This window comes from Acidimicrobiia bacterium, from assembly GCA_009694375.1.
Lineage (GTDB): Bacteria > Actinomycetota > Acidimicrobiia > Acidimicrobiales > VFJN01 > VFJN01.
Genome location: SHVB01000004.1, coordinates 34,200 through 49,493 on the forward strand (window position 1 = coordinate 34,200; position 15,294 = coordinate 49,493).

At 66.7% G+C, this 15,294-nt stretch carries 10 protein-coding genes; 3 read left to right on the forward strand and 7 right to left on the reverse strand.

The window, feature by feature from the left end:
• The first annotated feature begins 21 nt into the window (after positions 1 to 21).
• The gene (locus EXQ71_04040; protein MSO86676.1) at positions 22 to 756 is read left to right on the forward strand and encodes a polyprenol monophosphomannose synthase; all 735 of its coding nucleotides are present in this window, start codon (positions 22 to 24) and stop codon (positions 754 to 756) included.
• On the opposite strand, the gene EXQ71_04045 is transcribed toward EXQ71_04040, so the two are convergent.
• Positions 753 to 2,252: an NAD(P)/FAD-dependent oxidoreductase gene (locus EXQ71_04045; protein MSO86677.1), complete on the reverse strand. Its 1,500-nt coding sequence runs from the start codon at positions 2,250 to 2,252 to the stop codon at positions 753 to 755. The two genes, EXQ71_04040 and EXQ71_04045, sit on opposite strands and share 4 nt — an antisense overlap.
• Between EXQ71_04045 and EXQ71_04050 the strand changes: the two genes are divergently transcribed.
• The gene (locus tag EXQ71_04050; protein ID MSO86678.1) at positions 2,139 to 5,918 is read left to right on the forward strand and encodes a DUF3367 domain-containing protein; all 3,780 of its coding nucleotides are present in this window, start codon (positions 2,139 to 2,141) and stop codon (positions 5,916 to 5,918) included. The two genes, EXQ71_04045 and EXQ71_04050, sit on opposite strands and share 114 nt — an antisense overlap.
• On the opposite strand, the gene EXQ71_04055 is transcribed toward EXQ71_04050, so the two are convergent.
• From EXQ71_04055 to EXQ71_04070, 4 genes are all read right to left on the reverse strand, one after another.
• Positions 5,902 to 7,824 (reverse strand): hypothetical protein, encoded by a 1,923-nt coding sequence (locus EXQ71_04055; protein ID MSO86679.1) that lies wholly within the window; start codon positions 7,822 to 7,824, stop codon positions 5,902 to 5,904. The genes EXQ71_04050 and EXQ71_04055 overlap by 17 nt on opposite strands.
• 218 nt (positions 7,825 to 8,042) lie before the next feature.
• On the reverse strand, positions 8,043 to 8,939 hold the full coding sequence (locus EXQ71_04060; protein ID MSO86680.1) for a DNA-3-methyladenine glycosylase 2 family protein: 897 nt from the start codon (positions 8,937 to 8,939) through the stop codon (positions 8,043 to 8,045).
• Positions 8,940 to 8,945: 6 nt separating this feature from the next.
• Positions 8,946 to 10,565 carry an acyl-CoA synthetase gene (locus EXQ71_04065; GenBank protein MSO86681.1) on the reverse strand — a complete coding sequence of 540 codons (1,620 nt, stop codon included), beginning with the start codon at positions 10,563 to 10,565 and terminating at the stop codon, positions 8,946 to 8,948.
• 48 nt (positions 10,566 to 10,613) lie between these two features.
• Entirely contained in the window at positions 10,614 to 12,692 is a 2,079-nt protein-coding gene (locus tag EXQ71_04070) for a hypothetical protein (GenBank protein MSO86682.1), read from the reverse strand.
• A gap of 83 nt (positions 12,693 to 12,775) precedes the next feature.
• Here EXQ71_04070 and EXQ71_04075 point away from each other — a divergent pair, with 83 nt between their 5' ends.
• Positions 12,776 to 13,666, forward strand: a complete 891-nt coding sequence (locus EXQ71_04075) for a 2OG-Fe(II) oxygenase (protein MSO86683.1) — start codon at positions 12,776 to 12,778, stop codon at positions 13,664 to 13,666.
• Here the strand turns inward: EXQ71_04075 and EXQ71_04080 are convergent.
• Both EXQ71_04080 and EXQ71_04085 read right to left on the reverse strand, forming a co-directional pair.
• Positions 13,653 to 14,777 carry an acyltransferase gene (locus EXQ71_04080; GenBank protein ID MSO86684.1) on the reverse strand — a complete coding sequence of 375 codons (1,125 nt, stop codon included), beginning with the start codon at positions 14,775 to 14,777 and terminating at the stop codon, positions 13,653 to 13,655. The two genes, EXQ71_04075 and EXQ71_04080, sit on opposite strands and share 14 nt — an antisense overlap.
• A gap of 14 nt (positions 14,778 to 14,791) precedes the next feature.
• On the reverse strand, positions 14,792 to 15,265 hold the full coding sequence (locus EXQ71_04085) for a peptidylprolyl isomerase (GenBank protein ID MSO86685.1): 474 nt from the start codon (positions 15,263 to 15,265) through the stop codon (positions 14,792 to 14,794).
• Positions 15,266 to 15,294 lie beyond the last annotated feature (29 nt).

Below are 15,294 nucleotides of genomic sequence, written 5' to 3' on the forward strand. Positions count from 1 at the left end.
GGGCACCGCTAAGGTTCAGCGGTGCCCCGCTCGACGCGCCCGTTGGTGGTGATTCCGACCTACCAAGAGGCGGAAAACATTGTGACGGTTCTCGAGCAGGTGCGCGCGGTGGCCCCCGAGTTGTCGGTGCTCGTGGTGGACGACGGCAGTCCCGACGGGACGGCGGACCTCGCTGAGTCGGCGGGGGTGGCGTTGGGTCAGATTTCGGTGTTGCGCCGCACCCACAAGTCGGGGCTGGGCGGCGCCTATCGGGCCGGCTTCGAGTGGGGTATCGAGATGGGCTACGACGTGTTGGTGGAGATGGATGCCGACCTGTCCCACAACCCCGCCGATGTGCCGCGTCTGCTGGACGCAGTGGACAACGGTGCGTCGTTGGCGGTGGGCTCTCGCTACGTAAGTGGTGGCGGCACCCCGCATTGGCCCCTGCGGCGGCGCCTTCTGTCGCGTTGGGGAAACCGATATGCCGGCATGGTGTTAGGTCTCGGCGTGCGGGATGCCACCGCAGGGTTTCGTGCCTACCGGGCCGAATTGCTCCAGGCCATCGACTACCAGACCACCAGTGCCGATGGCTACGCCTTCCAGGTGGAGATGGCCTACCGCGTCCGGCGGGCGGGGGGGTTGATCACAGAGGTGCCGATCATCTTCTCCGACCGGGTGCGCGGCACCTCCAAAATGTCGTCACGGATCGTGGCCGAAGCCATGCTCCTGGTTACCTGGTGGGCCCTGCGAGATCGAGTGTTTCGGCGGGGCCGCTAAGCGCGCTTGGGGAGGATGGGAGCATCGCGCCCGGTGCCGCCCTTGCCGGATGACTCCTCGTGGTACTCCTCCTCCACGTTGACGTCCCAGATGTCGTGGGAGGCACCGAGCAGGTTCTCCACGGTCAGCATCGCCGTGTACATCGAGTGGTCCTGGTTGTTGTACTTGTGCATGCCGTTACGTCCCACCGGATGCACATTGGAGGCGTTCTGGCGGAGCCAGTCCCTCAGTGTCTCGACGTTGGCCTTGTAGGTGGCGTCGTAGAGGGGGTACGCCTTGGGCATGCGCACCACGTAGCCCGCCTCGACATCACTGGCCTGCATGAGTCCGAGCGCTTCTAACTCCGTTTTGCCCTTCTCGATGAGTTCCTCGTCGCTGGCGTTCCACCACTCGTCGCCCTGCTCCACGGTGTACTCCAGGCCGAGGACGTTGTGGCCGTCTTTGACCATGTGGGGCGACCAGGAACCGAAGTTCTGCACGCGCATCGTCTTGACCTCAGGGGCATGGATGTAGATCCAGTTGTCGGTCCAGGCCACCTTGTCGGCGGGGACCACCAGGGCCACCGAGAGGAAATCTCGGAAGCCGAGATCATTGGCGGCGGCCAGCACCGGTGCCGGTACCGGGGGGTCCATGGCGCGCAGCAGCGCGTTGAAGGGCATGGAGGAAATCACATGGTCGACCTCGTGGAGATCGTCGGGGGTGGAGACCGACACGGCGAGTCCATCTCGATGCCGGATGCTCGTCACCGGCGCGTGGAACAGGATCGTCGATCCTTGCTCGACCACGAGATCTTGGCAGCGTTCCCACATCATCCCAGGACCAAACTTGGGGTACTGAAATTCCTCGATGAGGCTGGTGACCTGTTGGCGGCCGGCGCGTCGGCCGGCGAGGCGGGCGCGTAGGGGTTCCCATACGGCCTTGAACAGCGACATCCCCTTGATGCGCTGGGCGCCCCACTCGGCGGAGATCTGCGACGGCGGTACTCCCCACACCTTCTCGCTGTACGTCCGAAAGAAATGCCCGTAGAGGCGCCATCCGTAGTTGGTGGCGATGTAGCCCTCCAGGGTGCTCTGATCGGCGGGCGGGTGGATCCGCACCCAACCGTAAGAAAGCACGCAGCGAGTGGCCTCGATGAGGCCGAGGTTGCGGAGGGCGTTCAAGGGTTTGATCGGGTAGGCGTAAAACTTTCCCTGGTAGTAGATGCGGCTCGCCCGTGGTCGCAGCATGAAATCTTCCTCGGGCAGGATTTCGTGCCACAGCGCTTCCACCTCGGGCACCTTGGTGAAGAAGCGATGACCGCCGATGTCGAATCGCCAACCGTCGCGCACCACGGTCTGGCTGATGCCGCCCACCACGCTCGTGCCCTCCAGGATGGTGCAGGGGTGTCCGGCCTTACCCAACTGATAGGCAGCGGTGAGCCCAGCCGGACCAGCGCCGATGACCACCACGCGGCCAGGGTCTTGGGTGGGGGCGGACGAGTCGGTAGGCGCGGGCATGGGCAGCGATGCTTTCGGGCAGGCGATGCGAGGGGTGTGGGGCAACTACCGTGGCTCGTTGTGCGTCGCCGGTGCAAACCCGAACTGGTAGTGGTGGCGGCTCTGGTGTATCTCCCGTTTTTGTGGTCTTCGCCGGGGCGGGTGAGCGCCGACAGTAAGCAGTACCTGTACCTCGATCCTGGAGCGTTCCTTCGCCGCACCCTGCAGCTCTGGGATCCGAGTATCGGGGCGGGCACGGTGCCCCACCAGCACCTCGGTTACGCCTTCCCGGTCGCCCCCATCTTTTGGGGTTTGGACCGGTTGGGGATGCCGGACTGGATTGCGCAGCGACTGTGGCTCGGCACGCTCACGTTCCTGGCGGTGGTGGGCGCCCGCTGGCTGTTCTTGCAACTTGGCCCGGGCCGGGCGGGGGCGTTGGCGGGGGCGCTTATCTACGGGTTCACCCCGTACCAACTGGCCTTCACGGCGCGCATGTCGGTGCTATTGGTGCCCTGGGTGGCCCTCCCGTGGATCGTGGGCCTTACGATGCGCGCTACCCGCGACCGGGATTGGCGGGCTCCCGCCGGGCTCGGAGTGGTGTTATTGCTGGCCGGCGGGATCAACGCGTCGTCGCTGTTGCTGGTAGGCGTGGCGCCATTGCTTTGGCTCGTGCTCGAAGGGTTCCGGGGTAGTCCACGGGCGGTGCTGGCGAGCGCCGGACGTTTGGTGCTCGTCAGCGTCGGGGTGTCGGCCTGGTGGCTGGTTGGTTTGCGCCTGCAGGGTCGTTACGGGCTTCCGGTGCTACAACTCACGGAAAATCTGGCCACCGTGGCGGAGTGGTCGACCCCCGGGGACGTGCTGCGCGGTCTCGGCAACTGGTTCTTTTACGGTCGAGATCTCTCCGGGTTCTCTCTCGAACAGGCATCGGTCTACCTACGAGACCCCCTGGTGCTGGTCCTGACCTACGCCGTCCCGGTGGTGGGCCTGGTGGTGGCCCTGCTCCTGCGCTGGTCCTACCGGGTGTATTTCAGCCTCCTGGTGCTCGTGGGCACCGTGATCTCTGTGGGCTCCTGGCCCTTTGAGGATCCCACACCCTACGGGCGGGCCTGGAAGGTATTCACCACCGAAACCTCGCTCGGGTTGGCCTTTCGCAACAGTCCGCGAGCGGTTCCCCTCATCGTCTTGGGCTTGGCCGGCCTGTGCGCCGCCGGCGTGGCGGCAATCCCGCGCCGCAGTTGGACTCGGGCGGGTGCGGCGGCCGTGGCGGTCCTGGCGGTGGGCGTGTTGTTGCCGGTGGGCCAGGGCGGGTACCTCTCGGCGGGGCAGGATCGACCCGAGGAGATCCCGTCCTACTGGATCGAGGCGGTGAAGGCCCTCGATGCCGGCGACCACACCACCAGAATCCTCGAACTACCCGGGTCCAACTTCGCCGGCTATCGCTGGGGCAATCTGGTGGACCCGCTTACGCCGGGTCTTACTGATCGCCCCTATTTGGCCCGGGAGGTGTTGCCCTACGGCACCCCGGCCTCGGTGAACCTGCTCGATGCGCTTGACCGTCAGGCTCAACTCGGGGTGCTCGACCCGCTCTCGATCGCCCCGCTGGCCCGCTTGTTGGGTGTGGGTACGGTTTCCTTGCGGGCCGACCTCGAAGATCCGGCGCGTGGCTTTTCGCCTCCGCCGGGGCCCGTCTGGGAGGCCCTGATTCAGGCCCCCGGATTGGCCCCCCCGCAGCGGTATGGCCCTCCGGGCGGGGATGGTCAGAACCCGGATCTGCCGTCGGTGGCGCTGTTTGGGGTGGAGTCGCCCCGGCGCATTGTGCGGACGGCCCCCACGGTGGGGCCGGTGGTTCTCGATGGTGATGGGAGCGGCATCGTGGATGCCGCCACGGCCGGATTACTGGACGGCAATTCGCTAGTGCTTGAGTCGGCGGCGCTGAGTGACGAACAGGTGGGCGAGGCCCTGGCCGCATCGGCCCATCTGGTGCTCACCGATTCCAATCGGCGTCGTATCCAGACCTGGTTCTACGCCTTGCGAGATAGTCGCGGTCACACCGAACGAGCGGGTGAGACCGCCGCTGACCCCACCGGCTACGACTTCCGCCTCGACCCCTTCCCGGGCTCCACTGACAATGACCGCTCGGTGGTGGAGCAGGTGGGAGGCCGCGTGGAGGTAAGTGGTGATGGCGGGCCCGAGCGCCCCGAGGATCGGGGGGCCAACGCCGTCGATGGCGACCCCGCCACCTCGTGGCGCGTGGGGGGCATCGATCCGCGCGGCCAGTTCATTGTGGTGGCTCCCGATCCGGCGCCGAGGGTGGATGGGGTGCGGCTTCGTCAGCCGTCGTCGGCTCGCCTGGGTCGGGCGGTGCGCACCGCCCGAATCACCGTGGGTGACGAGACCCCTTTCACTGTGGTGTTGGGTCCGGAGTCGTTGGAGGGGTCCGGGCAGGTGGTGGCGATCCCGCCCCAGTCGGTAGCCCGTCTACGGGTGGAGATCACCGGGACGACCGATGTGGGCGGCGGTGACCCGCAGGCGCCGGTGGGCTTCGCCGAGATCGGCATCGGCAACACGGTGGTGTCTGAAGTGGTGCGCCTCCCAGTGGATCTGCTCAATCGCGTGGGCGACGATCTCGAAGGTCACAGCCTCGATGTGGTGCTCACTCGCCTCCGGCTGTTCTTGCCCGGTACGGATCGCCTCGATGATGAAGCCAGCCTGGATCGTCGCTTCGAACTCCCCCTGGCCCGATCCTTTGCCATCCAGGGCACGGCTCGAACCACTTCAGGGGCGGTGGCGGCAGCGGACGGGGAGTGCCGGGACGATCTGGTAGAGATCGACGGGCAGGCCGTGGCGGTGCGCCTCGATACTGGGCCCGCTGCGTCGGTGGCCTTTACCGGCTGTGGCCCGAGAGACCTCGCCGCCGGGAGCCACCGGGTTACGGCCGCGCCCGGTTGGCGTACCGGTTGGAACCTCGATCAGATGGTGTTCTCGACCGATGCCGATGGAGAGGCCACCACCGTCGCCCCCCGCGGGCCGGGGGTAGCCACCGCCCCCGCGGTGCAGGTCACCGAGTTGGGGTCGGCCACGGTGAAGGCGGTGGTCGACGCGGAGGGCACCCCGTTCTGGTTCGTGCTGGGCCAAAGCGCCAGTGATGGATGGACCGTTGCGGTGGACAACGCCACCGTCGGCGAACGCACCTTGGTGGACGGGTACGCCAATGGGTGGGTCCTTACCCCCAGCGGTCCCGGCCCGGTCACCGTTTCGCTGCGGTGGGCTCCCCAGCGTCTCATCGGGATTGGCCTGGGTATTTCTGGGCTCGCCGCTCTCGGGTGCGGCATCGTTCTCTTCCGCCGGCGGGGTGGCGTGGTGGCCTCGGGCCGGGCCTTACCGGTGCTGCGCTCGCCCTTCAGCGTGCCCACCCAACCCTGGACCCGGGTGGCGGGCACGGCGCTGCTGGTGAGCGGGGGTGCGTTACTGCTGGCCACTCCGGCGCTGCCGATGGTGGTAGCCGCGGGCGTGCTCGCTGCGGTGGCGGGAGGGGTGAGGCGGGGCCGGGTGGTGCTCGTGGTGGTGGCGCCCGCAGCGCTGGTGGCCAGCCGTGTGTTGGAGCGGCCCTCACTGGCGTGGTTGTCCTTGGTGGTCCTCGCCGTTGAACTTCTACTCAGCCGAGACGAGGTCAATCGCTCGCAGTGATCTTCACGGCGAGGTCAGGCGTGGTCAATCGGTGTCTCCACTCCGAGCGGTCCGGGAGTTGCTCGTACACAAATCGATTGGCGGGCACCAACACCTCCACCTCAGAATCCACCTGTCGGAACACCATGCGGTGTTGGGCTCGCGGTGATGCGAGCGCGGCTTCTTCGCTCGCCCCGTACCCGAGGGTGATGACCAGTACCCCTCTCGGCGGCAGGATGAGATCGCTCTCGCCGCCCGGGGGCCCGATGGTGAGCGGAGGCAGTGGCGTACCGGCTGGCGCGTGGCGTCGGATGGACTGGCCATCCACCCGCACCTCGATCGCCACCACCGACTCACCGTGGGGGTCGCCGGCGGTCACCTGGAGGTTCAGGGTGGCCCCGCGCGCCACGGTGACCGGCTCGAGCACCACATCGAAGGAGACGGGTTTCTCTTTCGGGCCGAGGTCCTCTTGGGAGGCGCTGGCCCACTGGAGGTAGGGGCGACGGTCAGGCTCGTCGGCGATGAGGTCGAGCATGTCGGGGCGTTGATCCACGGCGTAGAGGATGCGGTCGTTCAGCTGGGGGCCGTTGGCGCTGAAGGGGTTGAGGAACAACAGGTGACCCTTCGTGTCGCCGACGAAAACGATGGCGGGGCCGTCGATGGCCTCAACGCTGCGCAGCCATGCCTGCTGGGGGGTGCTCAGGTGGTTGTTGAGGTGAAGTCGACTGATCGCCGGGGGGAGGGTGGCCAGCACGAGGGCCACTCCGAGGGCGCTCACCCCGGCACGGTGGCGTGGATACCACTCGACGAGAGCAATAGCGATGAGCACGACGATGCTCGTGTAGAGAGGGAGGTAGTAGATCGGTCCACTCACCCGGGTGAACTGCCCCGACACCCACGTCCCCCAAAAGGGCAGGTAGCCGAGGGGAAACATCAGCCCCATCATCACAATGAGCAGGGTGGTCTGGCGGTGACGGGCCCTCCAGAGACCGGCGGCCGCCACCCCGATTCCGAGATAACTCCCGAGGAGGAACCAGGGGAAGAAGAAGGCGTGCTTGGCTAGGGCGTAGAGCCCGGCGGGGAGTGAGTACTGGGTGCTGCCGGAGCCCGGCATCATCCGGCGCAGCCCGAATCCGAAGGTGTCCAGCGGATCAACAGCAGTGATCGGGAAGGCCAGCGGCGCCCCGGTAGTACTCAGGTTGTAGGCCATGGTGGCCAGGACCAACGGAGTGGCTCCGATGGCTACGAGCAGGAAGGGACGCACGAGCTGTCGCCACTGATGGCGCGTGGCGATGATGGCGTAGAGCCCGAAGGTGATCCCCCAGAGCAGTCCGTCATAGGGGCGGGTGAAAAAGATCCATCCCAGCAGGGCGCCGGCGATCACCACGCGCCCGGGGCGGCCCGTGCGGATCCCCGAGAGCAGGCCCACGCCGAAGAGCAACCCCAGTCCGAGCGTGAAGAGGTAACTGAGATAGATCCCGCCCTGGATCGCCACGATGGGCGAGGCGACCATACAAGTGGCCGCCAGGATGGCGGTGGCTCGTCGCTGGGTGACCTCCCAGGCCAAGGCATAGGTGCCGATCACCGCCAGGCTGGCCCCGGCATACAAAGCAGAGGCGACGGAACCGGTGAGGACTTTGGCCGCCAGCAGAACCAGGGGCCATCCGAGGGTGTACTGGGTGAACAGCGATCCATCTCGGGCCCCGGAGAGCCAGGGCAGGAACAGGCCGGGGCGACCGCCATCGGTTGACTTCAGGAATCCCTGGTCGAGGGTCTCCACCTGCCAGAGGTACACGGCCTCGTCCCGGTTGAAGGACAGCCCGGGATAGATCCGGTAGCGCGCCCAGGCCGCCACCGCGGCGGCGAGTGCCGCCAGCACCAGTGCGGGCCAGTGGCGGCGGAGCAACGGGGGGATGGCGGCGGACATGGCGTAGCAAGGTACCCCCTCGTGGGAACCTGGCGGGTATGACCATGACCTGCCCGCGTTGTGCCCAACCCTCCGATGGCCCGTACTACGGCCCGTGCCCGGCGTGCCGAAGGGATCTACGGGCCACGGTTCGCGGTGAAGCCCGGGTGGTGGAACCGGTGGCCTTCGAGCCGGTCATGCATGTGACGCCGAATGCGGTGGCGCAGAAGGAGTGAGCTTCAGCGCGGGGCGGGGAACGATGTCCGGGGTTCACCGAGGCTTAGGGGAGATGAGAGAGCGGCCCACTCGATGAGGACGCACACCCGTCCTCGCTGACCCGTGAACTCTTCGAGGAGTTCAAGCAACTGCTCGTCAGAGGGTTCGGGGCCGCCCCGGAGGGTGTGGCCGATGAGCTTCCGCTGGGCAGGGTCGCCCAGGCCGATGGCATCGCTATCGCCCGCCGCCACGCGAGCGGACTCCGCGGCGGTCCAGGCCGTGATGCCAGGGATCAGTTCCAAGGCGGCGCGCATCTCCGGCCCGGGAAGGGCTGCGGTGGCCTCGATACGGCTGGCATGGGCACTGGCCCGCTTGAGGGCGTCGGCGCGATGGGCCTCGACCCCGGCCGCGTGTAACTCGTACTCGCCGAGGGCGGCCAGCACATGAGCATCGGGACGCAAGCGCAGGCCACCGGGTCCGGGGGCGGGCTCGCCCCAGCGTTCCACGAGTTGCTGGAAAGAGCGCCGGGCCTCGAAACGTGTCACCTGGTGGCGAAGGAGGGCAGAGAGCACCGCATCGAACACGAGGGCGGTGCGGGGTAGGCGCAGGCCATTCGCCGCCTCGTGTAGTTGGCGCACGACCGGGTGGGAGGGATGAAAATCGGCCGGGTCGTCGAGCACCCCCAGGGCGGCAGGGGCCTGCGCCAGGGCCCATTCCGCTCCGTCACCCCAGGCCTCAACCTCGATCGCATCGTCGCAGTGTTGGACTTCGACGGTCGCAGGACCATCGGGGGTGCGGGTGGCCAGCAGTACCCTCGTCGGCGAGAGCACCATGGTGGGGTCCGACTGTCCTAGGCGAAGCGGCGCCAGGGTTTGCTCTAGCGCCAGCGGCGAAGCCAGGGGGATGGTCCGTCGGAACATGAGGGGCTACACGTTACTGCGGGCTATGGAATCTGCCCAGCCATAGTCGGGCTTACCACTGGGACTCCGCTCGATCTGCTCCACCCGCACGAACGCCTTGGGAACTTTGTAGGCAGCCAGGTAGCTCCGGACCACCGTGGCTAACTCTGCATCGGCGGGGGAGGTGCCCGGGCGCAGTTGCACCACCGCGATCACCTCTTGGCCCCAGCGTTCACTCGGTCGACCCACTACCAACACGTCGAACACCGCGGGGTGCTGCTTGAGGACCTGCTCCACTTCTTCGGCGAACACCTTCTCACCACCGGTGTTGATGGTCACCGAATCCCGTCCGCACAGTTCGATGGACCCATCGGCGTGGATGCGGGCTCGGTCGCCGGCTACGGCATGGCGAATCCCATCGATCATCGGAAAGGTGGCCAGCGTTTTGGGCCCATCCCCGAGGTAACCGAGCGGCACCCGCCCGGTCTGGGTGAGCCAGCCCACTTCGGGATCGCCGGGGGGGAGCACGCGTTGGCGATCGGCGGAGAGGACGGCGGTGGTGGGGGAGGGCTGGAACATCGAGGCGGTGGCCGGGTGTCGTTGGTCGGACCGCGCCACGCCCTGCCGTCCTGTTTCCGACGAGCCCAACACATCCACGATCCGCAACTGGGGGAGGAGGTTGAGGAGCTGGGTCTTGACCGACGGCGACAGGATGGCGCCACCGGTGAGGAGAAAACGGAACTGCGGCAGGGGTCGGGGGCGGACCTCGAGTTCGTCCACCAGTGGCCGGGCAAAGGCGTCACCCACGATGAGTAACGAGGAAACCTCTTCGCGTTCGATGGTGTCCAGGATGTCTACCGGGTCGAACCGACGGGGGTCGGACTGAATCACTACCGTGCCACCGGAGATCCAGGCGCTGATCGCGTTCCAGTGGGCGGCACCGTGCATGAACGGGGGCGAGGGGAGCGCACGAAGGCGGGCAGTGGCGGCGGCGGTGACCAGATCAGTCTTGGTGCTCGCCACCCCGAGACAGGCGGCCAGAAAATCGGCCTGGCGCCAGAGCACCCCCTTGGGCATGCCCGTGGTGCCGCCGGTGTAGAGGATGTACAGGTCGTCGGGGGACAAGCCGGTGGGGGCGACGGGGACGGCGGCGGCCAACGCCGCTTCATAGCGTCGGGCGCCCGGCAACAGCGGGGCATCGGAGCCGTCCTCCACCTGCAGGAGCAACCGCACGTCGGGCAGATCGGGCAGCACCTCGGCCAGCGTGGCGGCGAAGGTGCCGTGGTAGACGATGGCCTTGGCCCGGCAGTCGTTGAGGACGTAGCGGAGTTCTTCCGCGACGTACCGGAAGTTGATGTTCACTCCGGCGGCGCGAGCCTTGGCGGCACCAAGTAGTACTTCCAGGTACTCGTTGCCGTTGTGGAGATAAATGGCAACGTGATCGTGGGGGGATTCCCACCCCTTGCGTTCCGCCGCCGGGGCGTCGATCCCCAGTCCCGCCTCCTGGAGAACGGCGGCCATCCGTCGTGTCCGGTCGGTGACCTCGGCCCAACTCCAGTGGCGGTGGCGCCAGACGATGCAGTCTCGATCAGGAACGGTGGCGGCAATGGCTTCGTGTACGGCGGCCAGGTTCAGTTCCTCAGGCACCGTTACGACCGCCACAGCACAGATCGTAGGCGATAGTGCTCGGGGGCCTCAGCCGCCTCCCGGACCGATTCGTTCCCGCAGCGTCGGACACAACGGTGGTGGGGGCAATTCCCGTTGGGTGAGGGTGAGGCCACTGGGCGCTGGATCGTCATCGCTGGTGGGGTGGAAGTTCAACTGCTGGCGGTACGGCGTCTGATCGAGTTGGCCTAAGGGCAGGTCGACGAGGCCCCGGGCGGGCCGGTCCACATCGATGAGGATGTAGAGGCCTTCGGTGAGGTACGCGAAGAGACGCAAATGCACCCCGCCGGGGGGGACGGGCCGCCAGCGACCCACCGCGACCTCGGTGGTGGAGGTGAAGGTGCCCCGGTAGCGCCCGGTACCATCGAATTCGAGTTGGAGGCCGTCACCAGCGGCTCCGTCGGCCTGGGCTAGGTCGAGGGTCGTTGGTGTCGTTGGTGCCGTGCTCAGATCGAGGTCCCACTCGAGGGGTTGGATTTCGAAGGGAATCCACGGGGCGAGGGGGTCGCCGCTTCCGATGTAGACGGCGCGGCAGGCGCCCACGATCTGGACGCGGTCGGTGGGACCGGAGCGAGGGAGGGTAGGGGCCTGGCGAATGAGGCGGTCTAAGGGGCGTCCGGGGGTGCGGTCGCTGAGGATGGTCTGCAGCCGGACGTACTGCGTGAGGGGGGTGCCAGGGTTGGCCAGGCGCGCCGACGTGACCGACACGGCGAGGTTGGCGGCGAAGCCGAAGACCACCAGCACCGCAAGGATCCCGAACGCCAGGCGGGCACGCTTCGGGTGGGGTCCGCCGCGACGGGCGATGTCTACGAAGCCAATGCTGCCGGCGAGGGCGAACAACGGGATGAACTCCGCCGTGTAGCGCATGGCGATGTAGCCGTAGAACATGATGGGAAGCGGAATGGCCAGAACCGCGAGCAGGGGGATGCGGAGGTTCCGGATCTCTCGTTTGACGCCGCGTCGAAAGGTGGTGATGAGGCCCCAGACGCTCAGGAGCACCAGCACCGGCATGAACGCCACCACACTGCCGGTGCGGTACATCTGGTCCAGGAACGACCCGCCATAGTTTTGGGGGACCTCGGCGGGCAGGGTGATGTAGGGAAAGAGCGTGCTGAAGCGGATACCGTCCGGCCGGAAGTACCCCATCACGGTGGCCGGGAGGATGTTCGGAGACACGAGGTCCCCACCGTTGGCCGCGAGGGCGGCGCGTCGCTGCGCACTCATGCCGGTCCAGATCTGATCCTGGAGGGGGAAGAAGTAGGGGTGGCGGAACTTGGCCCAGTTCAGAATGATGCCTACGGCCAACGGCACAAAGGCGGCGGCGAGCAGAGTGGCCACCCAGCGGCGCGGAAGCACCTGGTGGCTGCGACCCGACGCAAACCACAGCGCCGCCAAGATCAGACCCCCGGCGCAGGCCCAGCCCGAGGTGGTGCGGCTGAGAATGGCCCCGAGGGTGAAGGCGCCGGCGGCGAGTGCCCCGCGGGTGGAGGGTTGCTGCAGGAGGCCGATGGTGCTGAAGGTGGCCCCGAGGGCCATGGCGATAGCCCAGGCGTAGGCCTCGTGATACACGAAGGGCAGCGACCCCAGGTAGAGCACGACCGACCCCGCCATGAGCGAGAACAGCAGGAGGCCGAACCCAACCGCCTCCGCCCGTCCCAGACCGGTGCGTCCTCGCAGGAGAAGCCGCACGCGCCACATCAGCAGGGCGATGAGGACGGCCGCAACAATCCAGGCCGCCAGCATCGAAAAGGCAGTGAGCTTGCTGTCTAAGCGATCGGTGAAGAGAAAAAACGGGGCCCGGAGCAAGGAGGGTCCCGGGGGGAAGTAGATGAATTCCTTGCCGCGCACGGCGAAGGCTTCCAAGCCGAGGATACCCCGAGGCACGTCGAGGTGCCCGTGGAACAACTGGCGGGTTTGGAGGTCGTAGAAGCCGGAGAAGTCGGCGCCCCCAATGGCCGTGCGCAAGGGATGCCAGCCGAAGTCCCAGAGCACCAATAGGTACGCGATGACGCCCAGGCCACCCGCCACGGCGACGCTGCGGGTGTATCGGCGCAAATCGGGCTCGGCCTGTTCCCACCGGGCACGGGTGGTGGCGAAGGGGTGAATCAAATGACTGGCGCAGGCCAGGGGCGTAGCCGGCGAAGTCGGTCCAGGGGGGGCACCGCCGGTACAGTAACCTAACTTTGCCGGGGTTGGAATCCCCCCGCGACGACGTTGGAGCCATGCACCCCACCACCTCAGACCTCCTCTGCATCGACAAGTTAGAGGAAGCACTGCCGGAGCTCTCAGAGCGCTATGCCGCCGCCAGTCCGTACCCCCATATCGTGCTCGATGATGTGTTGCATCGCGATGTCATTGCTCGGGTGTACGAGGAGTTCGGGCGCATTGAGGAAGATTCATGGACGAACTACCTCCATCTCAATGAGCGGAAATACGCCAACACCACCAAGTCCTCCTGGGGACCCACGCTGGAGGCAGTGTCGGCCGTCCTTACCTCGGAGCGCTTCGTGGCCTTCCTGGGCGAGCTCACCGGATTCGCCAACCTCCAGGCCGACGATGTCATGGACGGTGGCGGGCTTCATCGGTCCGTGGCCGGTGGCTTCTTGAACGTCCACGCCGACTTCACCGCCCACCACAGTAAGCCAGGGTGGCGTCGTCGCGTGAACCTCCTCCTCTATCTGAATCCCACCTGGGACTCGGCCTGGGGCGGACAATTGCAACTGTGGTCCAAGGACATGCAACGAGCGGTTACCCGGGTGGAGCCCACGGGCAACCGACTCTTCATTTTCACCACCGATGAGCACTCCTACCACGGGCATCCCGAACCCCTCGCGGTTCCGCCCGGCCTGGCTCGACAGTCGCTGGCTCTCTACTACTTCACCAAAGAAGACCATGTGCTTACCCGCTCCACCACCTACCGGGCTCGGCCCACCGATGGCTGGCGGAGCATCTCCATTTACCTGGATACGAAAGCGCTGGCTGGCTACGACGTGGTCAAGCGCCGCCTGCGTCTTTCCGATGGGGCGATCAGCCGCACCCTGGGATTGTTCAGCCGCGCCGCCCGGCCGTTCAGAAGGCACTAGGCGGGGAATCCACCGGCGACGCGCCTCGGGCCCCGAACCGGCGTGCGAATCGCTGCGCCGGCTGTTCCACGAGGAACCAGGAGAGCGTGGCGGTAATGGCGATTCCCACGAGGCACAGGATGATGCGTCGGACCGAGGCGTTGGGATTTCCCTGTCGACTCACGGCATAGATCACCGGGACCTGCCATAGGTAGATGGCGTAGGAGCCCTTGCCGACGATCTCGGCCCCCCGGGCGGGCCACGAGCGCAGCGGCCGCGGATCGCTCACGACGTAGAGGATCATGATGGCGGAGGCGACGATCCAGAGGGTGATGCCGCCCTGGTAGGCGAAGGAGCCGTCGGCTTTCACGGTGAGCATCAGACCGAACCAGGCTGCCCCCACCACCCACGGTGTCCAGCGGGGGAGGCGGGCTGGTGTGAGTCCCCGCACGAACAGGGTGGCGGTAAGGGCGCCGATGAGGAGCCCATCCACCCGGGTGTCGGTGCGCAGATAGGCCGCTTCCCAGCCCCACCAGTGGTACACCAGCACCCGCCATGCGGTGACGGCGATGATCAGACCCGCCAGGGCCGGGATCACGAGGCGGACGTTGCGGCGGATCCCGAAGATCACCGACAGGATTACCGGCCACACGAGATAGAACTGCGCCTCAATGGCCAGCGACCACATCGCCACGAGGTCGCCGGCGGCCAAGGGGTTCGACAAGGCCCGCCAGTTCATGGCGAACACGACGGTGGCACCGGCACTGCCCACCACCCACCTCCGGTTTTCCAACGGTGGCCAACCGGCGAGCCAGGCGTAGAGCAAGTAGCCCGCGAGCATGGCGATCAGCGCTGGGAGCAGTCGAACGGCTCGACGCAGATAGAAGCGACGGAAGCGGATCCGGCCCCGGTCGTGGTGCTCCTGTAAGAGCAGGGCGGTGATGAGGAAGCCGCTCAACACGAAGAAAAGGTCGACCCCCAAAAAGCCGGCCTGCGAAAAAATCTCGCGGTAATAGAAGTACGGGGCGACCACCCAGATGTGGGACATCACCACCAGGCTCACGGCGAAGGCCCGCAGAATGTCGAGGGCTGGCACGTGCACCAGCCGCCGGAGCGGGGCGGGATCGTGCATGGCCGCCAGCGAACTCAGGCGGGGCTGTCGGTGATGTTGACCTTGGTCATCTTGTCGCCCACGGCGATCCGCTGGGCGATCTCGATACCGGAGGTGACGTAGCCGAACAGGTTGTAGAGCGGGCCCAAACTTTTCTGGCAGTCGTCGATGCAAATGAAGAACTGCGAGCCGTTGGTATGGGGACCGGCATTAGCCATGGCCACCGCGCCGAGAGTGTAAGCGCTGAGGACCGGTTCATCGGCAAACTTGTACCCCGGCCCACCGCGTCCACTGCCTTCGGGATCACCGCCTTGGATCACGAAGCCGGGCACCACACGGTGAAAGGTGAGGCCGTCGTAGAAGCCTGCTCGCGCCTGGACCACAAAGTGGTTCACGGTGATCGGGGCCAGGGCGGCATCCAAGGCCAGGACGATGTCACCCTTTTCGGTGGCAATAGTCACGGTGAAGGTGTCGGTGGGCTGGATCTGAATGGTGGGGGCGTCGGGCATGGACGCAGACGTTACCGCTTCATCGGGCG